The organism is Allorhizobium paknamense (assembly GCF_030815125.1).
Lineage (GTDB): Bacteria > Pseudomonadota > Alphaproteobacteria > Rhizobiales > Rhizobiaceae > Allorhizobium > Allorhizobium paknamense.
In genome coordinates this window covers 112431-137687 of record NZ_JAUSWH010000015.1, presented here as the reverse complement: position 1 = coordinate 137687, position 25257 = coordinate 112431, and the positions used below count along the sequence as shown (strand labels likewise).

Here is a 25257-nt window from a genome sequence, read left to right as displayed (position 1 = left end):
ATCGACGATCCGAGCCTCCCTGCTCCGATCTACGCGACGCTCACGGCGGTTGAAGGTGAGGATGGCTACCAGCTGATCTGGTCCCGCCCGAACCGTGACTGAGATCGCCAGGCCCCGCCCGCAAGGCGGGGCTTTCGGTGCCTCATATGGCACCTGAATGAGCCGCATTCCATAAGACGGTTTCAATTGGCAAACACAGGAACGTGTTGCCGCAGGCATGGAATGAGGCGAGACCTTCCTAAGTCAGCGATGCTTTTTCCGCTCTTTCATCTTCAGTCTCGCGGCAATAAGCGCGTCCGGTGGGTGTCCGTCGTCGCGCTCGTGATTTGCCGGTTGTGCAGCAAGAGAAAATAAACCGGGAATGTATCAAGAGGGAAAGGACTTATGTTGATCGGAGTGCACTTTGAATTTTTTATATTCTCTTGACTTGAAGAACATTTTCGAGGGCTCAGTCGGTAGCATCGCCTTCGCGGTTTATGTGGGCGCTTTTGGCTGGATATGTAGCGTGGTCAAACGCTTCAAGCTCTGGCCATTACGATGGAAACTGCCCAGACGCGCGTCCCTTTCAGAACGTGTCGTCCGAGCCCGAGAGCTCCTAGGCGGACGGAGTATCGCAACCTTCAAACTGGACACCGTCCTGGCGTCGCTTGGGCTATCCGCCATCGTGATGGCGGTCTACCTCTATGTCCGCCTATCAGCAATGATGATAGCTCTGACGAGCCCGTCACTCGCAAAGCTGATGGAAGCTGCCGCGCTCAGTATCGCGCTGTTCGGTTCGATCTTGGTCAGCTTGCTGATCGTAAACGTTGCAAGGGTCCATGCCACGCTGGTCGATTTTCGCGCCCATGAGGCCAGCAAAAAGATAGTCTCACAGAAGGCCGTCGAAACCGTGCCATCGAAAGTCGGGAGTGATCCCGCGCAACAGCACCGCCCTCCGCCGGCCGAGGCGACCAGACCGAAAGATCCCGCTAACGGGACAACGACAAATCGAGGCGCGAAATCCTGATGCCAAAATTCCCATGGATTACCCGGTTTTACGACCGAAGTGTAAGTCTGGAGGTCAAGCTTCCGATCGATGCCCAGTCGCGCGCATTCGTGGATGGAGAGATCGAGGCGCTCAGAGGAGCTGTGATTCCGATCTGCGGTGAGGATAGCCATCTGCGTCCATGCTTGCTGGGCAGTGGCATTCTAGTCTCGTATAGAGGCGAGACCATCCTGTTGACCGCAGCTCACGTGCTTACCGACAATGCCAATGTCCCTCTCTTTGTGTTTGGAAAAGGCGGAGAAGCACACTGGCTTGATAGCGGTTTCTGGCTCGAAGCGGCTTCCGATCTTGCTGCGATGCGCCTCTCCATCAAAGATTTGGCTATGCTTTCCCATATCAAGCCTCTGTCAGAATCAACTGTTGCGACGGGGGGCTTTAGTGGAGGAAAGTTTTATGGGTCTGTTGTCGGCTATCCAGCGTCTTCTACCAAACGCCCGGAGAAAAATGCGCTTCATACGCCGATAGAAGTGTATTCGAATTTTGGCAGCGAGATGATGGGCGACAAGGTTTCGATATTGTTCGATTGGAAAGAAGGGGCATTTAATGATGTTAAAGGCCATAACAAAGCAAGAAAGCCGACCGGCAAAAGCGGTGGCGCAATTTTGGGGTTCCCGGTAAGCGGCCGCTCGGTGTTGTTGGGGATGAAGCCACAACTTGTAGGCGTCTCCAGTCGGTGGAAGCGCGAAGAGAACAGGATCGAGGGCTCTGGCCACTCGTCAATTCGCCGCATCCTCGAGAAGGCGACAACGAGCGATCCCTGATACCTATTAGTGTCAGGAGCTGAACACCGGCGAGCGTGGCTCATCTTCGCATTGTGCAAACCAATATGCCAAATGGCTGGCCGTCGTCGGCGCCAGAAACCGATGTCGACAATTGTAATATGCAGAGCCGCGATTCCCGTTTCCCTTTGCCCAATCAACCTGGCCCATGTGCGGGCTCGATGGGGCAGGTCTGACCGGAGATCGGCTTCGCCTCGCTCATTATCCCGCAACGCGGCTACGAGACTTTCATCCCCTGACGGCGGAGCCGCCATTCCTCGCGAAACAAGAAAGTCTCTTCGCTCCGCCCTTCACGCTGTTACGGCCCTTTGGGTGCGGTCAGATCGTCACCGGCCTTTGCGACTGCCATCGAGGCCGCAATGGAGCGGCCCGAAACAACAAAAAGGGATTACGACAATGGCTACCATCGGCACCTTCACCTCAACCGAAAATGGCTTCACCGGCTCGATCCGCACTCTCACACTCAACGTCAAAGCCCGCATCGCACGGGTGGAGAACCCATCGGACAAGGGCCCCCAGTTTCGCATCTTTGCCGGTAGCGTAGAGCTCGGCGCGGCCTGGCAGAAGCGCTCCAGCGAGAGCGACCGCGACTACCTCTCGGTCAAGATCGACGATCCGAGCCTCCCTGCTCCGATCTACGCGACGCTCACGGCGGTTGAAGGTGAGGATGGCTACCAGCTGATCTGGTCCCGCCCGAACCGCGACTGAGATCGCCAGGCCCCGCCCGCAAGGCGGGGCCAAACCTTCTGCCAGATGAAGCCAGCGACAGGCATCGAGCCCGTCTCTGGCTTTTATTGTGCCACACGAGAGGGGTATAGGTCTCCTCAGTAGTTAGCAGGGTGCCGCATCGACCGCGCAGCCTCAAGGACCCGGCGGTTCCCCCAAAATGCTGACGCATTTCGGCTCCCCCACCGGCCGCCGCGCGGTCGCTGGCGCGATCCTTGACCCTGTCCGATCGACGCGCCCGCGATCGTCATCTTTCTCAAACATCAGGAGATGACGACGATGACGATCGAACAGCACATCGAGGAACTGCGCGCTGAATTGCGGAACGCCTTTGACATTAGCGAGCGCCGCGAGATCCAAGCGGAGCTCGAATGCGCTCAAGCCGAACTTGCCATCATCATTGCGGAGCAAGACGGACGCCTGGAGGCCGAGCCGCCGTTCTGAGCGGTACACCTGCAAAACAATCCCCAATTTGGGCACGAGGCTGTGTGGCAAACGGACTGGTCGAGGTCTATGCGTCGCAATTCTCCTTGTCGACAGGGGTCATTGACATCGGGGATGTTGCAGGCCGGTCGTCTGGCAGCAACCTGTCGCCGCCAGAACTTTCCCCGCCGCGGTGCGGCTCCTCGCGCATCAAAATTCAGTCGGCGACAGGTCCTCCGCTTTGCTGCGGCCTTACCGGTGCAGCCCTCCTTGTCCCGGCCTGCGGCCTATCCCCGCGATAACCGCAATCGACAAGGAGAAACCATCATGCAACGCCTCGCACAATTCCTCGCAGCTACCGGTCGCCGGCTTCAAAACCTCGCAAAGGTCATCTGTCACCTTTTTCGCAAGGGCAAGCTCGGTCTGAAGGTCGCGATCAAAATCCCGTTCTTCGTCGAGATCGAGATAAGCTACGAGGTTGACAACAAGCGGCCCGAGTAGCGCGCCGTCAGGGCCGCTTCGGCGGCCCATATTCTCTACCGTCGACGGTCAAATACACCCTAGTTTCGCGCTTTGAGACCGTGAGTGCAGGGACGATACCCTCTGGCTCGCTTTTGACGGGCAAGGGTGAGGAACAGATTGACCGCATCTTCTTCCCGCTCGAAATGATGGTTCATGCACTGCCCCCGCCGACCGATCCGCCCCCACGACCGGATCAGGCAGGCTTCCCCGAACAGCGTGCAGGTAATCTCCATCGCGTAGTAGCGCGCCATGTTTTTCGTGGCATCGGTGCGTTCGACATAAAGATGATAGGGCTGAGCGATCATGCCCGTAGAATCTGAAATTTCGCAACCGACGTCCAACGAGACTTATGAATCGGTGCAGATGTATCGATTCATTTCGGTGAAGTTTCTCCGGGCGAGACGCCTTCGTCGTACGGCTCTAGTCGCGGGGCGACCGGAGCCCGCAAGCGGTCTCCGCCCCTTCGGGTGACGATCCTCTCGCAAGGTGCAAGTCGCAGGGCATCATGTTTCCTTTGGCTTCAGACGATGCGTCATGCCCGATACAATCGACGACCAGCAATCAATCCCATCACAGTGCAGGCTCACCTGCGACATGGAAGCTCTGAGTTCGCGCGCCGCGGGACGTGATGAGAGAAATTCAGCCACGAATGCCTGCATCGATGCTGCCTTTGCTGTTGGCGGTAGGAATGCAAGCAGAAAACTGAAGCTCCTCAGATGGACTGCTCTGACGATTTTCATTCCAGCGGGCGTTTTGTATCCAACAAACCCGACACGATTAATGGCAGGCCTAACAGTCATGGGCACCCCGTCGTGCGCATCTTCCTCAGTTAGCTCGCTTGGATATGTCATCTCCAGGAAGAGCTTGACACTCCGCCCGATCGACTGGTTCTTTCCCATTATATAGGGCAGGAGTGGCTGAAAAAGCGCCGCATCGGAACTGCTCATACGCGCTGAGTTGTACGACATCTTCAGAAGCCATCGCTTCAACAAGTGGTAGTCGTATTCCAGCTTTACCTCCTCGCCGCGCTCGCGGATGATACTGAATTCGCGGTCGAACACCTGGCAGACGTAATTATCCAGGCTCGACGGCTCTCCGTTGTTGCAACTCGCGCAGACATCCCGAATGGTTGGCTCGTTGGACAATGCTTTTTCCAAACGCGCGATCCAAAACTTTTGCTCGCCCCCATCAAGTAGAGCGGCTACGCGTCGATGCAGGCTCGCCGGCCAAAGGTGTTCTTTGGTTCGCTTTGCATCCGTCGGTCCGCAGAATGCACATTCCCACTCGGTCACTGTTCCCACCTAAAAATTGTATTGCGCACAGCGTCGTCTGCCTGTCGGATGCGTTGCACGATCCGCCAGAAATATGCTCATCATATCCGCCTAGTTGTAAAGCGCCTGCTGCTCTCGCCAAGGCGCGAGCTGCATTGCATCGTTTCGCACAGGTTCAATAAATGAAGTCGACGACACTGACCGGCGAAGATGCCGTAAAACTGATTGAGAGCCAGCTTGCTCAGCATGCCGGCGGCGTGTTGAAAGCGCTGGCGAGGTTCGAAGCTGACGCGACCGTCAGATCCTGGTTCGAAACAATCAGAGCTATTGAGGAGCTCATCAATCTGCCGGGAGAGATCGATGATGAAGTGCTTGCCTCTGCACTGTTCCATCTGAATCTCGAACCCAGGGAATTCAAACCGCGGCGGGTTAAATTCATCCTTCACTACCTCGGCTATTATTATGGTGCCGCATTCGCGGAGCGGCAGGCGTTGCTCCTACTGCAGCTTTCTCGGATGCAGAACAGCTTTGCGATGGCGGGACACATTCCCGCTGCAATAGGCCTGTCGACGGTCGCGCACGCAGTCGGTTACCTACAGTCCCGGCGCCGTCACTTGATGAGCTTGCTCTACATAATTCCACAGGCATGCAGGGGGACGGTCCGCATGCCCCATCCCGATGCGCTAGCCTGGATGCTGCCACAGGCCGAGATGAGCGGGACGACGATCACCGGGCTCTTGCAGCAACGGGCGATGAGCGAGCTCCATGATGACTTCAAGCTCTACGTCGAGCCACACGGATTCACCTCTTCCCACCACTATCATACACTCGACGAGATGTCTCTTGAGGCCGAACGAGTGCCTATCGTCGACGTAGCCTCCGACGCCGCGCCCGTAGAATATGAGCCTGTACCGTCGGATCGCGTTTTCAGTGCTGCCGAGTTGCGCAACGATATCGCACTAATGGAGGCAGCCTTCGCTGAGTTCAAACTAGAAGATACCGCTTTCGTCGGCCTGGCGAGCTTGGTTCGCGACCTCTCCTGGCAAATGGAAGACGATTTCTGGGTAACGATTTCAGCGCAAGATCTGGATGCACTCGCGGACAAGCATGGTGTCTCGCATCCACATAGACGTTTGCTGACAGCATCAAGCGCAACATTCGTTGATGCGCTCAACTGCCATGCTGCTTTCGTTCCCTTCGAGGGTGCATTGCGTGGCTCCGTCAGGTCGCTCAGCCGCTTCCTCTACAATTTCAAGAATGTCTGCCTCTACAGCAAGCGTCGATTTCAGATCCGCTCCGGCTTCATCTTCGAGCAGCGCATCAAGGATGAGCTTGTGAAGCAGGGGTTTGTGGTCCAACCGGTCAAACGGATCGAACGAAAAGAGTTCGACGTCGTCGCAACCCGCGGCGGCATCATTTTCAATATCCAATGCAAAAACAATCTGATTGATCCGTCATGGATCGATCTCGACCCGGCACGTTTCATCCGCGCAAACCGGACGCTGGAACGCTACTATGAACGGGCGATGGTCAAGGAGCGATCGCGAGAGGAACTGCTCAAAAATCACCTTGGCATGGACAGGGTGGAGCCGTTCGTGATCACCCGGTTCCCAATCGTCACAGGTAACTCGCGCATCTCCTCCCTGTCCCGCATTCGCGAGTTTGCCACCAAGGCGGATGCGATATTGAATGCCAATCCGGACGCCTAATCGCACCAACCGCGCCGCGACCCTGTCCACGGTCGTGCCAGCTTCGCAGCGATCAGCATCTCACCGATCGACTGCCCATTCCTGAGAACAATACGAAGCTTGCGGCCATATCGATCAGCGTCGCGATCGGCTGGTGCCAGCGTGAATGGTCCAGCATTCAAGAGGGCAAACAACATCTGTTTGGCGGCCATACCACTCCGTCGCTCAGCTTCACATCGCGGCGGGCTGAGTTCCGGCGCATCCACATCTGCTACTCGAACTTTCTGGCGCTGAAACCAGAACGTATCACCATCGACGACACAGTTTACCCGCCGCCCTTCGCCGCAAATCGTAAAGTCGGCTGACAGTTCGTCCCCACTCGCGCCCGCTACGCAAGTGCCGAAAGCCATCGCACCAACCGCCAGGGGGATCATGGTCTTTCCGATGAGGCCAAAGCGCCGAATGCGCGTTGCTTTTGAGTTCATTGCGGATCTGCCTCGGGCGGTTCAAGTGACGTATTTGACGATGTGGAAGAGCGATGGAACCGGTTTTGCCCGACGCAGCTTTCCATATCCTTGCGTCGGAACCAGATTGCGCGGCCGCAGCGTAGCGGTGCGTTGCCGGCTGTGAACACAATTTGTTCGTCGGCGCGCATTCGCAGTACCTCATGCGGCTGTATCAGAGGCCGGGCAGCCAGCTGTTTCGAACGTGTTCGCGACGAACCGCGGGCCTGATAACTGCGGCTGACCTGGTCAATCTCAACTGTCGTCATACCGCAGCGGCGAGAGATGTAGTCGGCCGTCTCCGGGTCGTTGATCGCTGCAAAGGAAATCCAGCTTGCACTCTCGAACCACTTGCTGGATGCGTCCCGGCCACCATAGGTTTCGTGCAGCTGGCCGATGGACTGATAGATCATTGTCAGAGTGATGCCATACTTGCGTCCAGCGTCGCGGGCCGTCTCCAGGATACGCATGTAGCCAAGCCTCGCCACCTCGTCCAGGAGGAAGAGGGCACGACCCTCGATGGCGCCATCCCGGTTGTAGATGGCGTTCAAAAATGAGCCGATGATGACGCGCGCCAATCCTGCATGGGTCTCGAGCGTCTTCAGGTCGATATTGATGAACACATCGGTCTTGCCAGACGCGATGTCATCGGTTGAGAAGGCCGATCCGGACACGAGCGCGGCGTAGTTCTGGTACGACAACCAATGGGTCTCCTTGATCGCATTGGCATAAACGCCGCTGAAGGTCTCCGGCGTCATGTTCACAAAGGCGGCGACGTTCTCCTTCACAAAATTGGATTCCGAATTGTCGTAGATGTCCTGCAGTCGCTGACGCAATTTAGGTTCCGGCTCCGACAGATTTGCCCGCACCTGGCGGAGCGTTTGCTGCTCTGGCGGCGTGTGTCCGGAGAGGCAGACGTCGGCGATCATCGCCGTCAGCAGCTGGAGGCCAGATGCGCGGAAAAAATCGTCACGAACGCCGCTCGCCCTGCCGCTTTCGCTCATGATCCATGAGGCGACGGATGCTATATCCTCTTCCTTTGTGCCGCCGAACTTGCCGATCCAGTCGAGCGCGTTGAAGCCGGGGTTCGGTTGGCGAGGATCCAGGATGCGGATCCTTCGCCCTGCCCCCTCGCGATGCTGCGACACCATCGGAGCCACCTCATTCGACGGGTCAAGCACAATGAGTGTCCCGCCCCATTTGAGTGCTGTCGGGATCGTCACAGAAGTCGTCTTGAAGCCGCCGGAACCAGCAAAGACGATCCCATGGGACGAGCCGAAGGAACCATCGAAGCAAAGTAGTGGAGCCTTACCTCCATCACCCCAGCTTTCCTGATCATCTGCGCTAAACGCGCGCGTCGAAGCGCCATCGAGATCGACGCGATAGCGTTCTCCAATAACGATGCCGCCAGCTTCCGCGAACAGCCGCTCGGCCTCACTCAGCTTCATCCAGTCAGCCTCGCCATGAAGTGCGCGTTTGCCGGAAATTCGCTTGGGCTCAGGCCGCGCGAATGCTGCGTTTCCGATCACCACGACACGCAACGCGAAGCATCCGACAATCAGCGTAACTGTCGCTCCGATCATTGTCGCGGGGTCGAGATAGGCGAGGATTGATTTGTTGGCGGGAACCTTGTCGGCCAATGCAGTCAGTCGCGATCCCTCGCGCGCCGCTGCGATTATCATCGCTACAGCGCTTCCCGCGGCCGTGCTCCAGCCCACAAAGCGGATGTTCGCGGATCCCGCCGATGCGAAGAGCCAGATCAGTCCAATCGCCGCGGCGGCGATATAGGGTGTCGCGATACCGATCCTTCCCAGCATCAGGCGCGTGTCTTCGGTTTTGCCCATTTGGGATAGCCATTGCTCTACACCGGTCAACACCGTTGCGACAGCGATCATAAAGATGGCGGGTGCTATGGAGAGAAGAACTCTATTCGCTGTCATTACCGAACGCCTCCGCGCCTATCGTCGCCAGCCGTAATCTCTCACCGGTATCCGCCTTGAGACGGCTTGAAAGCTCGACTAGCGCACCAAGCAACACTGCTCGCTTCTCGAAGCGCAACCCTGCCTTCACGATCAGGCCACCAAGCTCGATTTTTTCCCGTGTGTCTTTCTTTCGGGCGTCTGCCGATGCGGTCCTTGCCATGCGTTCAAGCCTCGCCAGTGCCGCTCGAAGCATCGCTAGCCGGGTTCGCCGACGTCTGCCCGGCGATCGCAGCTCCCCTCTCCTTCCCGTTCGAGCCGCTTTTGCCTCCGCGAAAGCGTTTCGCCACCTCCTCAAACGCCGCCTGAAGCTCGGCGTCGTCGATCTCGATCTCAGCCAGGCCGGCCTTCAATGCGATGCGCCCGATCCGCTCGGCATCCCGGGTTTCGGCAGCCTTCAGCTGTTCCTGCATCTTGGCGATGTCATTCCTGATTTGCTGCGTTGATTTTCTCATTCCTTGTCTCCTTTGACTGAAAACCGATGCCGTCAGGCAGAGGTTTTCAGAGCGGAGTGCGGAACGCACTACTGTGAATCCTACAATCGCCAACGGCGATGCCTTCGTGAATGATCCCGTCCGTTCGCAAGGACGGATCCGAAGGGCGCAATTATACGTCGCTGATGCGACGCTCTGCTTTTGCCCCCTGGCGGGGCCTTCTGCTCCTCACGAACACGTTGATTTTGTTCGATCGAAGGAGCTTGCCTCGTCATGGCCGTCCCGCATTTCTCAGTCAGCATCGTCGCCCGCGGCTCCGGCCGCAGCGCGGTGCTGTCGGCGGCCTACCGGCACTGCGCCAAAATGGACTATGAGCGGGAAGCCCGGACGATCGACTACACCCGCAAGCAAGGCCTGCTGCACGAAGAGTTTGTCATCCCCGCCGATGCGCCTGAATGGTTGCAATCGATGATTGCCGATCGGTCTGTCTCGGGAGCGTCGGAAGCCTTCTGGAACAAGGTTGAGGAGTTTGAGAAACGGTCTGATGCTCAGCTTGCAAAGGATGTCACCATCGCCCTGCCGATAGAGCTGTCGGTCGAGCAGAACATCGAGCTCGTGCGGGATTTCGTGGAGAGACACATAACGGCCGAGGGCATGGTGGCTGACTGGGTCTTTCATGATGCACCAGGCAATCCGCACATCCATCTGATGACAACCTTGCGGCCGCTCACCGAAGACGGTTTCGGTTCGAAGAAGGTGGCCGTCGCGGGACCGGACGGCAAAGCGCTGCGCAATGACAGCGGCAAAATCGTCTATGAGCTTTGGGCCGGTGGGCTTGATGATTTCAACGCGTTTCGCGACGGATGGTTCGCCTGCCAGAACCGGCACCTGGCACTTGCCGGTCTCGATATCAGGATCGATGGTCGGTCCTTCGAGAAGCAGGGCATCGACCTAACGCCGACCATCCATCTCGGCGTCGGCACGAAGGCGATCGAGAGGAAAGCAGCCCGTGGGAATGGACCTGCGGGAGAGAAGGCTGCGCTCGAACGGCTGGAGCTGCAGGAAGAGCGGCGAGCCGAGAATGCCCGCCGGATTCAGCGTAGTCCAGAGATCGTACTCGACCTGATCACGCGGGAGAAGAGCGTATTCGACGAACGCGATGTCGCCAAGATTCTGCATCGCTATGTCGATGATGCGGGCCTCTTCCAGATCCTGATGGTACGCATCCTTCAGAGCCCGGAGACGCTGCGGCTCGATCGGGAGCGGATGGACTTTGCCACCGGAGGCCGGGCGCCGACAAAGTACACGACACGTGAGCTGATCCGGCTCGAGGCTGAGATGGCGAACCGCGCGATGTGGCTCTCGCAGCGGTCTTCGCATGGCGTCCGGAAACCGGTGCTCGAGGCGACCTTCGCGCACCATGAACGACTTTCCGATGAGCAGAAGGTCGCCATCGAACATGTCGCTGGTGTTGAGCGGATTGCAGCCGTGATCGGCCGCGCCGGCGCCGGCAAGACCACGATGATGAAGGCGGCCCGTGAGGCCTGGGAAGCGGCCGGCTATCGGGTCGTCGGTGGTGCGCTTGCCGGCAAGGCGGCTGAAGGTCTGGAGAAGGAAGCGGGCATCGTCTCCCGTACCCTGTCGTCCTGGGAACTCCGCTGGGATCAGGGTCGCGGGCAGCTCGACGACAAGACGGTTTTCGTTCTGGACGAGGCTGGCATGGTGTCGTCGCGGCAAATGGCGACATTCGTCGAAGCTGTCACCAAAGCTGGCGCCAAGCTCGTGCTTGTCGGCGATCCTGAGCAGCTTCAGCCGATCGAGGCGGGTGCTGCCTTTCGCGCCATTGCGGATCGCATCGGCTATGCCGAACTCGAAACCATCTATCGCCAGCGTGAGCAATGGATGCGCGACGCTTCGCTCGATCTCGCGCGTGGCAATGTCGGCAAAGCCCTCGCAGCCTATCAGTCCAACGGCAAGATGAACGGCTCAGAGCTGAAGGCCAATGCGGTCACCAACCTCATCTCGGACTGGAACCGCGAATACGATCCTGCCAAGTCCACATTGATCCTTGCGCACCTGCGCCGTGACGTCCGCATGCTGAATGAGCTGGCGCGCACGAAACTGATCGAGCGCGGCATCATCGAGCAGGGCTTTACATTCAAAACCGCCGATGGCGTTAGAAGCTTTGCTGCCGGCGACCAGATTGTCTTCCTGAAGAACGAGAGTTCGCTCGGCGTCAAGAACGGCATGCTGGGCAAGGTCATGGAAGCCGCACCTGGTCGCATCGTCGCCGTGATCGGCGATGGCGAACATCGCGCCCAAGTAACGGTCGAACAGCGCTTCTACAACAATGTCGATCACGGCTACGCAACCACGGTGCACAAGAGTCAAGGGGCGACGGTGGACCGGGTCAAGGTGCTGGCGTCCCTCTCGCTGGATCGTCACCTCACCTATGTGGCGATGACCCGTCACCGTGAGGATCTCGGCGTTTATTATGGTCGCCGATCTTTCGCCAAGGCTGGCGGTCTGGTCGAGATCCTGTCGCGCCGGAATTCCAAAGAAACGACGCTCGATTACGCTGGCGGCATCATCTACCGGCAGGCACTGCGATTTGCCGAGGCGCGGGGCCTTCACATCGTCAACGTTGCCAGAACCGTCGCGCGTGACCGTCTCGAATGGACGGTCCGGCAGAAGCAGAAGCTCGTCGACCTTGCCGGCAAGCTTGCGGCCATCGGCGCCAAGCTCGGCTTTGCAACATCGACGGCCAGAACAGTTCCTGTTGCAGAAAAGGAGACCAAGCCCATGGTGGCCGGTATCACCACCTTCCCGAAATCGATCGATCAGACCGTTGAGGATAAACTCGCCGCAGACCCAGCGCTCAAGAAGCGATGGGAAGAAGTCTCGATGCGCTTCCATCACGTCTACGCGCAGCCGGAAGCAGCATTCAAGGCAGCGAACGTCGATGCGATGCTGCGCGACCAGTCGGCTGCGGAAAAGACGATCGCCAGAATTGCCAACGAGCCTGAAACCTTCGGTGCCCTCAAGGGCAAGACGGGCCTACTGGCCAGCCGCGGCGACAGGGCGGACCGAGACCGGGCGCTCAAGAATGTGACGCCACTCGCTGACAGCATCAGCGATTATCTCCGCCAGCGTGGCGATGCTGAGCGGCGAAATCACGCGGAGGAGCTTGCGGTCCGCAGGCAGGTCGCGCTGGAGATCCCTGCCCTTTCGTCCAATGCGAAAAGCGTGCTGGAACGCGTCCGCGATGCCATCGACAGAAACGATCTGCCCTCTGGCCTCGAATATGCACTCGCCGACAAAATGGTGAAGGCTGAACTCGAAGGTTTCGCGAAGGCGGTCACTGAACGTTTCGGAGAAAGGACCTTCCTGCCCCTGGCTGCGAAGGATGCCACCGGCGAGGCATTCCAGCACGTTACGGCAGGCATGAATGGCGCCCAGAAGAGCGAGGTGCAACAGGCCTGGAATACTATGCGGACGGTGCAGCAACTGTCTGCCTATGAGCGCAGCGCGACGGCACTCAAGCAGGCAGAGACGTTGCGCCAGACCAAGTCCCAGGGCCTGACCCTCAAATGAGGATGCGTCATCGGCATAGAGTGCTACGGCGCATGAAACGGCTCGTCTGGTTCTATCGGATCTCCAGCGTGAGCCTGTTCGCACTTGGCTTCATCGTGCTGCTCGGAGGTCAGGGCTTCAGGGTCAATCTCACACCAAGCGAGCCGCTGGGTCTCTGGCGGATCGTTAAGCCCGATCGCCCAATTCTGGTCGGTGATCTTGTCTTCATCTGCCCGCCGGACACCGACGCGCTACGTGAGGCGCGCGCGCGTGGATATCTGCGTTTTGGCCTCTGCGCTGGTTGGGTCGCACCACTGATCAAGAGGGTTGTGGCGACATCTGGACAGGCGATCGAGATCCATGACGATGTCCGCATTGATGGTCGGCCACTCCCTCATTCACACGTTGCACGAACGGACAGCCAGGGGCGTGGGATGGTGCAGTACGAAGGGGGTGTCGTTCCGCCCGGAACGGTCTTCCTGCATTCCGCGTTCTCGGGGTCGTTTGATAGCCGGTACTTCGGCCCTCTGCCGATGGAGGGCATCCTTGGACTGGCGCAGGAGGTCTGGACCTATGCGCCATGACCTTTTCCGGGCGGCTGTCCTCGTCGCGCTATCGACGAGCACTGGATGGATCGGCTGGAGCGGTAATGTGCTCCTCCTCCCGCTCGCAGCTAGCTTCCCCATGCTTTGGTCGTTGGCGCGTACGCGCCTGCAGGCAACGGCGATCTCTGCGGCCTACTTCCTCGCCGCATCGCGAGGATTGCCGCAGGGTGTGGCGAACTTCTACTCATCGGATACCTGGCCGGGTCTCCTGCTCTGGCTTATCGCCTCTTCCGCGTTCGTCACGATCCATTCTGTGCTATGGACGGATCGAAAGGGGTGGCAGAAGTCGTTCCGATACATGGCCGCATGCGGCGCAATGACGGTCCCACCATTCGGTATCCTGGGATGGGCACATCCGATCACAGCTGCTGGCGTTCTTTTTCCTGGCTGGGGATGGTGGGGTCTTTCGGCGCTGGCAGCCGGCCTTGCTATCATGGCGACGCCTTATCGGCCGGCTGCAGCCACGGCCATGATTGGCTTCTGGCTCTGGTCAGCCGCTGAGTGGACGAGGCCGATTTTACCGACGTCATGGACCGGTGTCGATCTGGAAATGGCTGCATCTCTCGGCCGTGATGCGAGCCTTGAGCAGCAAAGCGCACTCATCGAACTTGTTCGCCGTCAGGGGCCTGCTGCTATAGTTGTCCTTCCGGAGAGCGCCCTCGGCTTTTGGACGCCTACTCTTGCGCGGCTTTGGCAAAGGTCGCTCACAGAGACAGGGACTACAGTGATAGCTGGCGCCGTGCTCATCGACGCGAAGGGGTACGACAATGTGCTCGTTTCGATCAGTGCGGACAGCAGCGCGATCCTCTATCGCGAACGCATGCCCGTTCCCGGTTCGATGTGGCAACCCTGGAGGAGCCTCGTGGGAGAAGGCACCGGTGCGAAGGCGCACTTCTTCGCAAATCCGGTCGTAGAGCTCGACGGCTTCAGGATTGCGCCGCTGATTTGTTACGAACAGCTGATCGTCTGGCCGGTTCTCCAATCTATGCTGAACGATCCCGATGTGATCGTTGCCGTGGGCAACGGCTGGTGGACATCAGGCACTTCGATCGTCGACATCCAGCGCACGAGCGCCAGGGCCTGGGGTCGCCTTTTTGATAAACCCGTCATTTTCTCATTCAACACCTGACCGGAAAAACGTCATGCTTGATGTAGCCCTTGTCGAAAAATGTGCCGACCCATCGCTGACGCCGGCGATCGTAGAGCAGTTCGTGGCGGCGGCAGGTTCCGACGATCCTTTGGCGATCACCGTCAAGTCCGGTGGACGCCTGGTTCTTGTTCCGACACCAGCTTCCCCCGAAGCGGCGCTCAAGATCATCAGAGAGTATGTGGGAAAGGCAAACGTGCGGGTGGGTCTTACCCAATACCCCGCAGGCGCTGGCATAACAGACATTGCTCAGCTGGATGCTGCTCTCGTTGACCCCTGCGAGAACCTCAAGCGGGGGACGGCTCTTTTTGCGAAAGTAGCCCGTATCGTCACGAAATGGTACGGCAGTCCAACGAGTAAGGAGGTCATGCCGCAGCTGATCGATGATGCGATCCACGCCTGGAGAACAGGAATATTCGAAGGCACGCAAGTCTTTCAAGCTGATGATCCTGGTGGCGCGACGTTCCTTCGCGGCAAGCCTTTGCCAAAAATGCGACTGGAAGGAAACGTGGGGCTGGAAGAGGATACTGGTGAGATCGCCGCTACGCCGCCTGGCGCAGCGACAGACGCTGCATCGGCTGAAATGCGCATCGATCTTTCAAGGATCGGCGGGAAAAACTAAAACGAGAGGTATGCATATTGGGCAATGATGTGCTGCAATATTTCCTGCCTTCGTCAATCAGCGGCCTCCGAAGACTGTTTCCTCATTGAGATGCGCACCTTCCCCCGCCTATATCGATTTTGACGGCAGTCTATCCTCCTCCCAGTCGCTGCTTGCCAATGAAAGCCTGCCGCAACCTCCCGCGGCAGGCTTTTTTAGCGAGCTTTCTATAGCTGATGTTTTCCGGTTGCCTCGGCAATCCGCTCAGGATGAAAGCCGCTAGCCGCAATAGCCAATATTGCGAACTCCGTTGTTTACGGACCTGCTCTCGCATCACCGGACAGCTCGGGTTACGAGTTCTGCGGGTTCTACACCCAAAGCGTGCGAAATTTGCCCAAGCACGGTTACACTGGCGGAGACATGCCCTTGTTCGATCTTTCCGATGTAACGCACGCTTAAGCCTGCCCGATGGGCCAACTCTTCTTGCGTCATTTGCTTGTCATGACGGACCCGACGCAGGTTAATTGCCATGACTTCCTTGAGATCCATGGCAAGAGGGGAGCCGCAATAAGAATGATCGTTCCAGGAACGATAGTTCCGATTCCGCCGCTGAGATGTTAAAGGTGAAAGGATATAAGGGTTTCGGTTGTTACGAGACGGTTCGCGCTGGCCGATTTCGTGCGTCGGCGCCAATCCCTCGATTTGGTGTGAGCAGGTTTTGATCTGGAATAGATTGGTCTAATAAAACGAATGAAAAAAGACGCGTCATCCGCCAAATCGCAGAAGCTGGCTTTCGGCTGTCCCTACAGTGCCATGCCCAAAGCTGAACTTGAAGCTTTGGCCGTCGAGCAGATTCGAGAGCAACGACGGTTGATGGCCGCTGACGAAGCTGTCTACGAGGAATGGCTGCGCGCCAGCAATAATCCGGATACGCCAGCCGATGTTATGAAAAACCTCCAGGATGAGTATCTTACCCGGCAGGGAAAAGCCGAAGCCCAACAAGAGCAATTGTCGAGCATTCTCGATCTGCTTGGATATGTGCCAGAGGTCAGCGACGATAGCCGTAACGACTAGAGAAGCCCCCGATCCTTCACCATTGCGATCAGTTGGGGCAGAGTCTGCGCATCGAATTTGCGTCTGGCGTTGTCAAGGTAGTGCTGAACCGTCCGGGGGTTAATGCCAGTTAGCATCGCGGTATCAGGGGTATTCCTGCCTTTTGCTGCCCACATCACACATCGAAGTTCTCGTGGCGAGAGTGCCTGCTTTGGATTGAGAACCGTCGATGCGCCGATCATTCTCAGACGGTAGTGAATGGCCATGACGATCTGAACGGCGGTCCGGTCATCCAAAAGGCCCGATACATTGACGGATCTTTCGCTCGACGCGAAGGTCAACATGTGCGTTGTCCCGAAGCTGCCGTTCACAGGAATGGTAACACCCGAGCGGATTCCATTATCTATGGCTTCGTCCCGAAATCGTCTCAGATCGGATGCGCCGCGGGCCGGCCAGTCGTCACATTTCCAATTAAAAACATCGCCACGCCGTTTTGCTTCCGTGATCACGGGGTCGATTCGAGAATAGTTTTTGACAAGATAGTCCTTATTCCACGGCTCTGGATATGTGTTGAAGGTCCTTATGTCCAAACCTTCGGTATGGAGGTAGGCGAACTGTTTATAACCGTGCGCGTTTGCGAAGCTTTTTACTGCTCCCGTCACCATCTGCTCATCCTGGGCCACTTCAAGCATGTCGATCAGCGTTTGAGCAGCGGCGTCCATGGACGTTTCTCCTGATTTCAGGGCTGGTAGTCGGCTGCGGTTCTCCCTGTTACGGAGGGGATCTGCAGGCCATTTTGCAGCTTCGCGAACTGCCAGCCGGGACTTCGGATCTTGAACGAGACATGGGCACGTTCATGTTTTCTTAGTGCGACATCCTGATTGTAAATTGCTATCGACCATCAAGGTTCGCGATTTAGGTGTAACGGATATTTCGTCTCCTCGAAAAATGACGAAAATATGAAAGTATTTGCAATTGAGTTGATTGTCTGAAGCCTCTTTGTCCTGACAGCTTCCTGCAACGCTCTTTCCACTTGATGTCGATCGTCATTGATCACGGTAGGCAGACGGGAAGATGATATCCTGATCGACCAACACGTTGAATTTGTAGCCTGGCCGGATCCTGATCGTCGGCTGCACGTTGAGATTTTTCGAGATTGTCTGCTCGGCTACTCTGCCGAAGCTCTCGGCAAAGTTTCGTCGTGCTGCATCGGAAGCCGTATCCTGTGTTGCCAGCGTCGAACTCTCCGGCATCGACATATCGATCCCCGTGCCGATGATGGCAACGAGCGCGGCAGAGCCGAACGTTCGCCAGAGATGCCGATCGACCTTGTCCTTGAAACCGCCATACCCCTCGGCATCCGTGCCGGACATGCCGCCGATCTGAAGTGTCGAGCCATTTGGGAAGATCAGGTCGGTCCAGACGACTAGCACGCGCTCCTGCCCGAACGACACCTTGGAATCGTAGCGACCGAACAGCTTCGCCCCCTGCGGGATGAGCAGTCGGTAGCCGGTGGCGCTGTCATAGACGTTCTGGCTGACCTGCGCTGAAATCCTGCCGGGAAGATCCGAATTCAAGCCGGTGATCATCGTGGCAGGGATAACGGATCCTCGCTTCAACTCGTAGGGCGAGAATTGCGGGACGACCTGGTTCGGCAGGTAACCAAGATCCTTGATGTCCTGATTGAAAAAATCCTCCTTCGAGGTCTGCCCGTTTTGATCGACGTTCTGTCCGAGTAAACCGGACTTCATCGCAGCGCTGTAAAGGTCGGATGCACTGTTCGTCGTGGCATTGAGCGGTTGGCGGGCGTCGGTCCTGGTTTCGGAAGCGCTCTTCTGGACCTCGGAAACGTCAACCTTGAGCGGAGAATCGAGCGCTGTTGCCCGTGCCTGGAGGCTTGCCATCCTCTGACGCTGCGCTTCGCGGAGAATCTGCTCGTCCTGTTCCCGCTTCAGCCGGGCCTTCCACTCGGCTTCTGGCTCGAGTTGCGACCGCCGCTCCGTCCGAACTTCATTCTGCCGCTCTACGACGGCCTCTCTCACCGGCTCGCGTTCGACAACGACGGGCGTCGGCTGAAACACTTCGCGTTGCTCCGGTTCGCCTATGATCCCGTCCGTCACGCCTCGTTTCAGCTGATCGCCAAACGTTGTTGCCGGAGACGCGGAGGTGCTGTCGAGCTCATTTCCGCGGTTAAAGGAGAGACCGCGCCACGACAGGCCGACGATCACGACGCCGAAGAACAAAACGATGATGACGATCGCGACGATGATCGGCAGGCGATTGAGGCGTCGCATACTCTGTTGATCGTCAGCATTGCCCGCCGTGCCGAGCTGGAGCGATTGAACCATGGTCTCCCCTCCTCCTCAGTTGCGCTGCATGATCGAAAGCGGACTGGCCGGCGTCGCGCCGGCTGAGGTGGCCGTGTAGGCGCGTCCGAGCGCGACGGCCGGTGTGCTGACACGCGCAAGAACCTGTCCGTCGAAACTGTCGATCGACCACGCAACCTCGACAGGCTTCTGATCTTTTCCGACCTTGCCGTCGGCGATGACAGTGTATCCCCATCCCTTCAGCGCGGCCTCGAGCGCTGCGGCATATTCTGAGGTGTCCTTGGCCATTTTGAGCGTCGTGGTGCCGGCCGGGCCCACCTGTTCGGCAAGGCGGCTTGCCATGTCGCCGGCGATTGCGCTTGCAGTGGCGCCCGTGACAGAAATCGGCGTGGAACTTGTGGTCAGAGTTTCATCCGCAGTCTGGCAACCGGAAAGAACGGCGGTGATGATGATGGCGGCGATGGTCTTGTTCATCCGTCAACCTCCTCGCCGGATTGTGATCTTCTGCTGGCGCCAGCCGACCCCGGAGACGAGCACGGCCTTTTCCACGGCGTAGTCGACGATCATCATGTCGTTTTTCATGCGGTAATTCACGATCCGGTTCTGGCCACCGCTGACAACGAACAGGACAGGCGCGTCCTGCCCTGAGATCGACCGCGGAAACTGGATGTAGGTCCTGGTGCCATCGGAATAGACGCGCTTCGGCCGCCATGAGGCGCTACCACTGACCGAATAGGAGAAGTTTAGCTTGTCCGGAGCGGCTCCCGGAATGCCGCCGGTCTCAAGCCGGGCATTGATGTCGGCCAGCTTGGTCGACACGTCTTCTGGGTACTCAAATCCGATGCGGGCCATGTACTGGCTGGGATGGGATTTGAGCTGTATATGGTAAGTCCGCCGGGACGTGGTGACGACCATGGACGTGACGAGGCCGGCCTCCGACGGCTTGACAATCAGGTGGATCGCCTGTCCGCCGGTCGCCCCTGATGTCGCCGGCTCGACCTTCCAGCGTACGGTGTCACCGACAAGCACATCACGGACGATTTCGCCACCCTGCAGCTCGATATCGCAGACCTGAAGCGGTGAGCACACAACGGAGGGCTGGGTCTCACCGAAGAGGAAAATAACCTTTCCATCGGGACCGGTCGTTACCAGACCCGGCGTGCCCCGCCATTTCCGCGAGATGTTGGTCCCCTTCACTTCGTTCGACGTCATGCTCTGTGCCATCGCGCAGCCCGCAAGGACGAGCCCGGCCATGCAGCCGGCGGCCGCGATCAATCCTGTTTTGTGCATGTGAATTCCCCTGCCCTTAAAGCTGTGCGGTCCAGTCGAAGTCCTGGACATAAAGACCGATCGGGTTGAGGCGGATGATCGCCTCGTCCTGTGGCGCGGTGAGCGCGACAGTCGCGATGCCGCGAAACCGGCGCGTGCCGATTTCCTTGCCCTTGCGGTCGCGCTCGTATTCGGTCCAGTCGATCTGGTAGGTCTGGTTAGACAGCGCCACGATGTTGTTGACCTCAATGGCGACTGTCGATGTCTTGGCCTTTTCGAACGGCGAATTGCCGCGAAACCAGGCATTGATCTTCTGGGTCGAAGGATCGGACGTCCTGAGAAGCGCGTAGGTCCGGTCGATGTATTGCTTTTGCACCACGGCATCCGGCGTGATCGATTTCAGGCTGGTGATGAAGTTGCCGAGCGTTGCGCGAACGACCCGGGCATCGGCGTACTCGATCTGCTGGGGGAAGCCTGCTGTCACCGAGGTGCCGAGCTTGTCGACCTCAACGATGTAGGGCACCAGCTTGACCTGCGTGCTGAGATACATGGCATAGGTGAAGCCAATCACGGCCATCGATAGCCCAAGAATGCCGACGATCCTCCATGCGCGTGCGGCCTGGACATAGGATCCATATCGTTCCGTCCATTCCTGCCGCGCGGCAAGGTAAGGGCTGTCGGGCGGCCGGTTTGCTGCCATCGCTTGTCGCCTTTCTGATGATTACTTGTCGTTTCGTTCGGGTGGCGTCTTGGGGCCGGATTGACCGGTGCGGCTCTGATCGAGCTTGGCGTTGGCGAGTCCCATGATCGAGCCGGCATAGGCTCCGGGCGAACCGATCGCCTTTTCCTTGGCGGCCGAGCCGGCCGCCTTCCCAGCCGACCCGATACCGGCTCCCATCCCGCGAAGTGCTGCGCCTGCAATAGAGGATCCTGCGGCGCGTGCGGATTGAGCCGCCGCGGCGCCAGCTCCGACTGCCCCCGCTGCGAGCGACGCTGCTCCAAGTGCAAATGATGCAGCCTGTCCACCGTGACGGATGGTTTCCATTCCACCTGTGACCGATGCTCCTTGAACAACGCCTTGGATAATGTTCGGGACATACATGGCGATAATGAAGACCACGACCGCGATCCCGGCGATCGCTAATGCGGTCTGAAACTGGTCCCCGACGTCGGGCCGGTTCGCTAGGCCTATCAAGACTTCGGAGCCGATCCGGGAAATCATGACCAGAGCCATGAGCTTCATGCCGACTGAGAATGCATAGATGAGATAGCGGATGGCGAAGTCCTTGGTGAAGGACGAGCCTCCCAATCCGAGCATGATCATTCCCGCGAGCAGACCGAGATACATCTCGACCATCACGGATACGAAGATCGCGGCAACGAGCGAGAATGCGATCACCGTTACGACCATCGCAAAGGCCGCCGAAATGGCGAGCGCGTTGTCCTCGAACAGCCCGAATTGCACTTTCTCTGACATCTTGGTCGCGACGGTCAGACCTGCGTTGAACACATCGGCTGGCGAAGCCGTGCCTCCACCAGCGCCGATCTGAAATAGACTATCGACGACCGCCTTCGCGAAGGTCGGACCCTGCGCGAGAACGAATGCGAAGAAGCCCACGAACATGATGCGCCGGACCAGTTCAGCAAACCAGCTGTCGAGCGACGCGGCCTGAAGCGCCAGCCAGACCGCGGCAATACCGATTTCGATCCCTGCGAGAATCCAGAACAGCGATCTCGCCGCATCCATGACGGTGGTCTCCCAACCTTTTGCGGCAGTAGTGATCTCGTTCTGGAGGGCCGTTAGGACCGACCCCTCCTGCGCAATTGCGGGTTGGAACGACACGACGATGAATGCGACGAGCACCGTAATGCCCCTGATCGTTTTGAGCTCAGAGGTCATGCGCCTACCACTCGATCTTCATCTTCTCGCCGCCCGACGTCGGATACTCCCTCGTCGACCCAAAGAACTTTTCGTGCCGCTCTCGCGCTCCCTGTCTCTCTGAGATCAGGAACCACAGGCCTGTTCCTCCAACAGAGATGATTGCGGCGAGGATGGCCAAGATCAGTTTCGTTCTCACCATTCCACCTTCATCTTTTCGCCGCCGGATGTTGAGGGAGCCGTTGATTTGAAGAATTTCTCACGCCGGGCCTGCGCGAGGTCCTTGTCCGTCTGCTCGGTTTGGAGCCATGTCCCCATCATCGTCATTTGCTGCGAGACAAGACCACGCAGCTTCTGCATCTGTGAAACCTGCTGGGCGGCAATCTGGTGTCCGACCTGGAGGGCCTTCATTTGGCCGTCGGCCGACTCCGACATGGATCGCAGCGAGGTCATCGTGCTTTCCTCCGTGTCGAACTGATCCGCTGTCAGGCTCGCCGCCTTGAGCGTGCTGCCGATCGTGTCCCGGTTCGTGTCCGACCAGGATTGGTAGGTGTTCGAGAAAGACTCGGCGTTCGCCAGGTTGGTTTTCAGATCCGCATAGCTATTAAACCGCTGCTGAAGGACGTCGTCGGCATTGCCCATTGAGAACGAGATGCTCTGCCCTTGATCAACAATGCTGCGCAGGCGGTTGAGATCGCCCTCGACCTGGCCCCAGATATGATCAGGGAGCTGCGCTGTGTTCTGCAGCATGTTCTCATAGATCTTCAGTTGGTTCTGAATCTGCTCTGCGAGTTGCGTGATTTGGGTCAGCTGGTTATCGACCTGCAGGCCAGAGCTTTTGAGAAGATCGATGAGCTGAGCATTGTTGGCGAGCTGCGTCCATTCGGTGGCGGCGCCCGTTGCAGAGCCCGCATGGACGGAAGCAATCGGCAACAGCGCGATTGCCGCAGTCATCGTTGCGACGATCCAGTTACTGGGCGTTGAGGTGCGACGTGGCATCCGGAACTCCTCTCGATTCAAGCCAATGGGTTGGCCAGTCCTGGCCATATTCCGCCTTCAGCGCGCGGATCCGCTTCAGGTCTTCCTTTCCGGATGCGCCCACAAAGCTCAGTGCCACCGGCCCGAGCGACATATCGAAAAGCCGCCGTCCGTCTGGCGTGGCGACATAGTATTCGCGTTTCGGGATGGCGCCCGAGACGATCTCGATCTGGCGCTCGTTGAAACCGATCCGCTCGTAGAATTCCCGCGTGCCCGGCTCGCGTGCGGCACCATTCGGCAAGCAGATCTTGGTCGGGCAGGACTCCTTCAGGACGTCGATAATGCCGGAGCGCTCGGCGTCGGAGATTGACTGCGTCGCCAATACGACGGCGCAATTGGCTTTGCGGAGAACCTTCAGCCATTCCCGGATCTTGTCGCGGAAAACCGGATGCCCGAGCATCAGCCAGGCCTCGTCGAGGAGGATGAGGCTCGGAGAGCCATCGAGCCGCTTCTCGATCCGGTGAAAGAGGTAGGTGAGAACGGGCACCAGATTACGCTCGCCCATATTCATGAGATGCTCGATCTCGAAGCACTGAAACGCTCGAAGCGTCAGCCCGTCCTCTTCCGCGTCGAGAAGCTGACCCATCGGGCCGTCGACGGTATAGTGATGGAGTGCGTCCTTGATCTCGCGCATCTGCACGCCGCTGACAAAGTCCGATAGCGACTTTCCGGGTGCTGTCGCCATCAGCCCGATCTGGCGTGAGATTGCATTGCGATGGTCGGGTGTGATGGTAACGCCCTGCAGGGCGACAAGCGTTTCGATCCACTCGGTCGCCCAGGCGCGATCGCCATCTGTCGAAAGATCGAACAGAGGGCAGAACGCTAGCGCTTTCCCCTCCCCGTTCTGATCGTTGCCGATTTCGTAGTGATCGCCGCCGGCGGCAAGCGTCAGGGGGAGGAGCGAGTTACCCTTGTCGAAAGCAAAGATTTGAGCGAACTCGTAGCGACGGAACTGCGCGGCGATCAGCGCGAGAAGCGTCGATTTTCCCGAGCCCGTCGGTCCAAAGATCAGGGTGTGGCCAACGTCGTCGACATGCAGGTTGAGACGAAACGGCGTCGATCCCGAAGCGACCTGCATCAGCGGTGGCGAGTTCGGCGGATAGAAAGGGCACGGCGCCACTGGGTTACCCGACCATACCGAGTTGAGCGGGACGAGATCTGCCAGGTTGCTTGTATTGATCAGCGGCTCACGGACATTGGCGTACCAATTCCCCGGCAGACTTCCGAGAAACGCATCTGTCGCGTTCAGGGTCTCGACGCGCGCTCCGAACCCCTCTGCCTGGACGAGCCGGCGGATGGCTTCCGCCTTTTCCTGCAGAGCGTCACGGTCATCATCAAACAGGATGACGACAGGCGTGTAGTAGCCATAGGCGACAAGCTGGGACGATGCCAGAGCGATGGCGTCCTCGGTCTCGGCAACCATGGTCATGGCATCCTGATCGACCGATCTGCTCTGGGTCTGGAAAAGCTGGTCGAAGAAAGGTCGAACCTTCTGCTGCCATTTCTTTCGCGTGCGCTCGAGTTTCTGGCGCGCCTCCTCGGCATCGAGGAAGATGAACCGCGACGACCAGCGGTAGGTCAGCGGCATCAGATCGAGATTGTTGAGGATGCCGGGCCAGCTCTCGGCCGGCAGCCCATCGATGGCTACAACCGCGAGGAACCGGTTCTCGACCTTTGGCGTCAGGCCATGCTCCAGCTCTGCCGTCGCCAGCCAGTCGAGATACATGGGAACTTCCGGTAGCCGAACCGGATGGCTCTCCCCCGTGATGCAAAATCGAACAAACTGCATGAGGTCGTCATAGCGTGCGACCCGCTCCCCTCCCCTCTCGCGGACCTCGCGGGTCTTCATGCGAGCGATCGACAAAGTGTTAGACAGGTACTGTTCGATTTCCCGGATCGCGTTTCGAAACACGAACAAGACCGTGTCGGCATAAGACTTCTTCCTGCTCTCCTCGTCCGAGTAGATGTATTTGCTAAGCGCCGTCTTCTTCGACTCGAGCGGCCGGTAGGTGAGAATGATCGCGTGCTTGCTCTCGAAATGCCCCTGCTCCCGCCCGAAATGAGCACGGCGCTCGGCATCGATCGCTCGGGTGACAGGATCCGGGAAACGGCACTGATCTGGCGTGGGATAGTCGACCGTCGGCACGCGGATGGCTTCGACTTGGATCATCCATCCGGTCCCTAGTCGTGAAAGAATTGAACTGATCTGTCGGGACAGCTCGTTGCGTTCGAGGTCGGTGGCGCTTTCGGAGTCCGGACCCGCGAAATACCAGCCAGCCATCAGGCTGCCGTCCTTCAGCAGCAGGACGCCGTTGTCGACCAGGCCGGCGTATGGAACCAGATCAGCGAACGAGGGACCGGTCGCGCGGAATCGTTTGAGGGCAACCATCAGGAC

Annotated in this window: 28 protein-coding genes; 12 read left to right on the top strand and 16 right to left on the bottom strand. The window is 58.4% G+C overall.

Translation table 11 applies throughout. The features are described from left to right. The 6 genes from QO005_RS19510 to QO005_RS19485 all read left to right on the top strand — a co-directional run. Positions 1-102, top strand: a 102-nt coding sequence (locus tag QO005_RS19510) for a DUF736 family protein (protein ID WP_307159699.1), incomplete at its 5' end; no start/stop codon positions are given. Positions 103-403: 301 nt separating this feature from the next. After that, complete coding sequence (locus QO005_RS19505) at positions 404-1006, top strand: hypothetical protein (protein ID WP_112636447.1); 603 nt, start codon at positions 404-406, stop codon at positions 1004-1006. Next, positions 1006-1806: a S1 family serine peptidase gene (locus tag QO005_RS19500; protein WP_112636448.1), complete on the top strand. Its 801-nt coding sequence runs from the start codon at positions 1006-1008 to the stop codon at positions 1804-1806. The genes QO005_RS19505 and QO005_RS19500 overlap by 1 nt, the downstream gene beginning before the upstream one ends. Before the next feature lie 414 nt (positions 1807-2220). Then, positions 2221-2532, top strand: coding sequence for a DUF736 domain-containing protein (locus QO005_RS19495; RefSeq protein ID WP_113469637.1), 312 nt, complete (start codon positions 2221-2223; stop codon positions 2530-2532). Between the two features lie 297 nt (positions 2533-2829). Then, positions 2830-2994 (top strand): hypothetical protein, encoded by a 165-nt coding sequence (locus QO005_RS19490; RefSeq protein WP_172891004.1) that lies wholly within the window; start codon positions 2830-2832, stop codon positions 2992-2994. Between the two features lie 306 nt (positions 2995-3300). Beyond that, on the top strand, positions 3301-3474 hold the full coding sequence (locus tag QO005_RS19485; protein WP_172891005.1) for a hypothetical protein: 174 nt from the start codon (positions 3301-3303) through the stop codon (positions 3472-3474). A 59-nt stretch (positions 3475-3533) separates the two neighbouring features. Here the strand turns inward: QO005_RS19485 and QO005_RS19480 are convergent, their stop codons facing one another. Together QO005_RS19480 and QO005_RS19475 are read right to left on the bottom strand one after the other, a co-directional pair. Next, positions 3534-3800: a WGR domain-containing protein gene (locus tag QO005_RS19480; protein WP_062428089.1), complete on the bottom strand. Its 267-nt coding sequence runs from the start codon at positions 3798-3800 to the stop codon at positions 3534-3536. A gap of 198 nt (positions 3801-3998) precedes the next feature. Next, positions 3999-4787, bottom strand: a complete 789-nt coding sequence (locus QO005_RS19475) for a hypothetical protein (RefSeq protein ID WP_307159693.1) — start codon at positions 4785-4787, stop codon at positions 3999-4001. Positions 4788-4948: 161 nt separating this feature from the next. On the opposite strand from QO005_RS19475, the gene QO005_RS19470 reads away from it, so the two are divergent. Further along, positions 4949-6475 carry a PDDEXK-like family protein gene (locus tag QO005_RS19470; protein WP_307159692.1) on the top strand — a complete coding sequence of 509 codons (1527 nt, stop codon included), beginning with the start codon at positions 4949-4951 and terminating at the stop codon, positions 6473-6475. Here the strand turns inward: QO005_RS19470 and QO005_RS19465 are convergent. From QO005_RS19465 to traC, 4 genes are read right to left on the bottom strand one after another with little or no spacing between them, the layout of a single operon-like run. Beyond that, positions 6472-6888 carry a thermonuclease family protein gene (locus QO005_RS19465; protein WP_370878118.1) on the bottom strand — a complete coding sequence of 139 codons (417 nt, stop codon included), beginning with the start codon at positions 6886-6888 and terminating at the stop codon, positions 6472-6474. The two genes, QO005_RS19470 and QO005_RS19465, sit on opposite strands and share 4 nt — an antisense overlap. Before the next feature lie 47 nt (positions 6889-6935). Next, a complete protein-coding gene (gene traG, locus QO005_RS19460) occupies positions 6936-8897 on the bottom strand; it encodes a Ti-type conjugative transfer system protein TraG (protein ID WP_307159691.1) in 1962 nt (653 codons plus the stop codon). Further along, positions 8884-9099, bottom strand: a complete 216-nt coding sequence (gene traD / locus QO005_RS19455; RefSeq protein WP_062428093.1) for a type IV conjugative transfer system coupling protein TraD — start codon at positions 9097-9099, stop codon at positions 8884-8886. Before traD ends, traG begins: the two co-directional genes overlap by 14 nt. A gap of 4 nt (positions 9100-9103) precedes the next feature. Continuing rightward, complete coding sequence (traC, locus tag QO005_RS19450) at positions 9104-9391, bottom strand: conjugal transfer protein TraC (protein ID WP_062428094.1); 288 nt, start codon at positions 9389-9391, stop codon at positions 9104-9106. Positions 9392-9643: 252 nt separating this feature from the next. Here traC and traA point away from each other — a divergent pair, with 252 nt between their 5' ends. Genes traA through QO005_RS19430 form a run of 4 tightly spaced genes read left to right on the top strand, consistent with a single transcriptional unit; the run spans position 9644 to position 15317 of the window. After that, positions 9644-12964: a Ti-type conjugative transfer relaxase TraA gene (traA, locus tag QO005_RS19445; protein ID WP_307159689.1), complete on the top strand. Its 3321-nt coding sequence runs from the start codon at positions 9644-9646 to the stop codon at positions 12962-12964. A gap of 32 nt (positions 12965-12996) precedes the next feature. After that, the gene (gene traF / locus QO005_RS19440; protein ID WP_307159688.1) at positions 12997-13527 is read left to right on the top strand and encodes a conjugative transfer signal peptidase TraF; all 531 of its coding nucleotides are present in this window, start codon (positions 12997-12999) and stop codon (positions 13525-13527) included. After that, positions 13517-14677, top strand: a complete 1161-nt coding sequence (locus QO005_RS19435; protein WP_307159687.1) for a conjugal transfer protein TraB — start codon at positions 13517-13519, stop codon at positions 14675-14677. The genes traF and QO005_RS19435 overlap by 11 nt, the downstream gene beginning before the upstream one ends. Positions 14678-14690: 13 nt before the next feature. Then, on the top strand, positions 14691-15317 hold the full coding sequence (locus QO005_RS19430; RefSeq protein ID WP_113344519.1) for a TraH family protein: 627 nt from the start codon (positions 14691-14693) through the stop codon (positions 15315-15317). A gap of 312 nt (positions 15318-15629) precedes the next feature. Here QO005_RS19430 and QO005_RS19425 read toward each other — a convergent pair whose 3' ends face one another. Continuing rightward, a complete protein-coding gene (locus tag QO005_RS19425) occupies positions 15630-15845 on the bottom strand; it encodes a helix-turn-helix domain-containing protein (protein WP_112635364.1) in 216 nt (71 codons plus the stop codon). A 201-nt stretch (positions 15846-16046) separates the two neighbouring features. Between QO005_RS19425 and QO005_RS19420 the strand changes: the two genes are divergently transcribed. Further along, positions 16047-16370, top strand: a complete 324-nt coding sequence (locus QO005_RS19420) for a transcriptional repressor TraM (RefSeq protein ID WP_112635366.1) — start codon at positions 16047-16049, stop codon at positions 16368-16370. Here the strand turns inward: QO005_RS19420 and QO005_RS19415 are convergent. The 9 genes from QO005_RS19415 to QO005_RS19375 all read right to left on the bottom strand — a co-directional run bounded on the left by QO005_RS19415 (position 16367) and on the right by QO005_RS19375 (position 25251). Then, a complete protein-coding gene (locus QO005_RS19415; RefSeq protein WP_112635368.1) occupies positions 16367-17071 on the bottom strand; it encodes an autoinducer binding domain-containing protein in 705 nt (234 codons plus the stop codon). The two genes, QO005_RS19420 and QO005_RS19415, sit on opposite strands and share 4 nt — an antisense overlap. Positions 17072-17395: 324 nt before the next feature. Beyond that, the gene (trbI, locus tag QO005_RS19410; RefSeq protein WP_112635370.1) at positions 17396-18697 is read right to left on the bottom strand and encodes an IncP-type conjugal transfer protein TrbI; all 1302 of its coding nucleotides are present in this window, start codon (positions 18695-18697) and stop codon (positions 17396-17398) included. 15 nt (positions 18698-18712) lie between these two features. Continuing rightward, positions 18713-19150 (bottom strand): conjugal transfer protein TrbH, encoded by a 438-nt coding sequence (gene trbH / locus QO005_RS19405; RefSeq protein WP_112635372.1) that lies wholly within the window; start codon positions 19148-19150, stop codon positions 18713-18715. Between the two features lie 3 nt (positions 19151-19153). Further along, positions 19154-19966 carry a P-type conjugative transfer protein TrbG gene (trbG, locus tag QO005_RS19400; RefSeq protein WP_172891008.1) on the bottom strand — a complete coding sequence of 271 codons (813 nt, stop codon included), beginning with the start codon at positions 19964-19966 and terminating at the stop codon, positions 19154-19156. A 16-nt stretch (positions 19967-19982) separates the two neighbouring features. After that, positions 19983-20645: a conjugal transfer protein TrbF gene (locus tag QO005_RS19395; protein ID WP_112635384.1), complete on the bottom strand. Its 663-nt coding sequence runs from the start codon at positions 20643-20645 to the stop codon at positions 19983-19985. A gap of 21 nt (positions 20646-20666) precedes the next feature. Then, the gene (gene trbL, locus QO005_RS19390; RefSeq protein ID WP_172891009.1) at positions 20667-21845 is read right to left on the bottom strand and encodes a P-type conjugative transfer protein TrbL; all 1179 of its coding nucleotides are present in this window, start codon (positions 21843-21845) and stop codon (positions 20667-20669) included. Positions 21846-21849: 4 nt separating this feature from the next. After that, positions 21850-22026: an entry exclusion protein TrbK gene (gene trbK, locus QO005_RS19385; protein WP_112635388.1), complete on the bottom strand. Its 177-nt coding sequence runs from the start codon at positions 22024-22026 to the stop codon at positions 21850-21852. Then, positions 22020-22778: a P-type conjugative transfer protein TrbJ gene (gene trbJ / locus QO005_RS19380; RefSeq protein ID WP_370878117.1), complete on the bottom strand. Its 759-nt coding sequence runs from the start codon at positions 22776-22778 to the stop codon at positions 22020-22022. The genes trbK and trbJ overlap by 7 nt, the downstream gene beginning before the upstream one ends. Before the next feature lie 16 nt (positions 22779-22794). Further along, on the bottom strand, positions 22795-25251 hold the full coding sequence (locus tag QO005_RS19375; protein ID WP_307159684.1) for a conjugal transfer protein TrbE: 2457 nt from the start codon (positions 25249-25251) through the stop codon (positions 22795-22797). Positions 25252-25257: the final 6 nt, after the last annotated feature.

Bases quoted from the DNA above. Each gene is read 5' to 3' on its own strand.
- QO005_RS19500 (WP_112636448.1), top strand. From the start codon at position 1,006: ATGCCAAAATTCCCATGGATTACCCGGTTTTACGACCGAAGTGTAAGT.
- QO005_RS19495 (WP_113469637.1), top strand. From the start codon at position 2,221: ATGGCTACCATCGGCACCTTCACCTCAACCGAAAATGGCTTCACCGGC.
- QO005_RS19490 (WP_172891004.1), top strand. From the start codon at position 2,830: ATGACGATCGAACAGCACATCGAGGAACTGCGCGCTGAATTGCGGAAC.
- QO005_RS19485 (WP_172891005.1), top strand. From the start codon at position 3,301: ATGCAACGCCTCGCACAATTCCTCGCAGCTACCGGTCGCCGGCTTCAA.
- QO005_RS19480 (WP_062428089.1), bottom strand. From the start codon at position 3,800: ATGATCGCTCAGCCCTATCATCTTTATGTCGAACGCACCGATGCCACG.
- QO005_RS19470 (WP_307159692.1), top strand. From the start codon at position 4,949: ATGAAGTCGACGACACTGACCGGCGAAGATGCCGTAAAACTGATTGAG.
- QO005_RS19465 (WP_370878118.1), bottom strand. From the start codon at position 6,888: ATGATCCCCCTGGCGGTTGGTGCGATGGCTTTCGGCACTTGCGTAGCG.
- traG (WP_307159691.1), bottom strand. From the start codon at position 8,897: ATGACAGCGAATAGAGTTCTTCTCTCCATAGCACCCGCCATCTTTATG.
- traD (WP_062428093.1), bottom strand. From the start codon at position 9,099: ATGGCAAGGACCGCATCGGCAGACGCCCGAAAGAAAGACACACGGGAA.
- traC (WP_062428094.1), bottom strand. From the start codon at position 9,391: ATGAGAAAATCAACGCAGCAAATCAGGAATGACATCGCCAAGATGCAG.
- traA (WP_307159689.1), top strand. From the start codon at position 9,644: ATGGCCGTCCCGCATTTCTCAGTCAGCATCGTCGCCCGCGGCTCCGGC.
- traF (WP_307159688.1), top strand. From the start codon at position 12,997: ATGAAACGGCTCGTCTGGTTCTATCGGATCTCCAGCGTGAGCCTGTTC.
- QO005_RS19435 (WP_307159687.1), top strand. From the start codon at position 13,517: ATGCGCCATGACCTTTTCCGGGCGGCTGTCCTCGTCGCGCTATCGACG.
- QO005_RS19430 (WP_113344519.1), top strand. From the start codon at position 14,691: ATGCTTGATGTAGCCCTTGTCGAAAAATGTGCCGACCCATCGCTGACG.
- QO005_RS19425 (WP_112635364.1), bottom strand. From the start codon at position 15,845: ATGGATCTCAAGGAAGTCATGGCAATTAACCTGCGTCGGGTCCGTCAT.
- QO005_RS19420 (WP_112635366.1), top strand. From the start codon at position 16,047: ATGAAAAAAGACGCGTCATCCGCCAAATCGCAGAAGCTGGCTTTCGGC.
- QO005_RS19415 (WP_112635368.1), bottom strand. From the start codon at position 17,071: ATGGACGCCGCTGCTCAAACGCTGATCGACATGCTTGAAGTGGCCCAG.
- trbI (WP_112635370.1), bottom strand. From the start codon at position 18,697: ATGGTTCAATCGCTCCAGCTCGGCACGGCGGGCAATGCTGACGATCAA.
- trbH (WP_112635372.1), bottom strand. From the start codon at position 19,150: ATGAACAAGACCATCGCCGCCATCATCATCACCGCCGTTCTTTCCGGT.
- trbG (WP_172891008.1), bottom strand. From the start codon at position 19,966: ATGCACAAAACAGGATTGATCGCGGCCGCCGGCTGCATGGCCGGGCTC.
- QO005_RS19395 (WP_112635384.1), bottom strand. From the start codon at position 20,645: ATGGCAGCAAACCGGCCGCCCGACAGCCCTTACCTTGCCGCGCGGCAG.
- trbL (WP_172891009.1), bottom strand. From the start codon at position 21,845: ATGACCTCTGAGCTCAAAACGATCAGGGGCATTACGGTGCTCGTCGCA.
- trbK (WP_112635388.1), bottom strand. From the start codon at position 22,026: ATGGTGAGAACGAAACTGATCTTGGCCATCCTCGCCGCAATCATCTCT.
- trbJ (WP_370878117.1), bottom strand. From the start codon at position 22,778: ATGACTGCGGCAATCGCGCTGTTGCCGATTGCTTCCGTCCATGCGGGC.
- QO005_RS19375 (WP_307159684.1), bottom strand. From the start codon at position 25,251: ATGGTTGCCCTCAAACGATTCCGCGCGACCGGTCCCTCGTTCGCTGAT.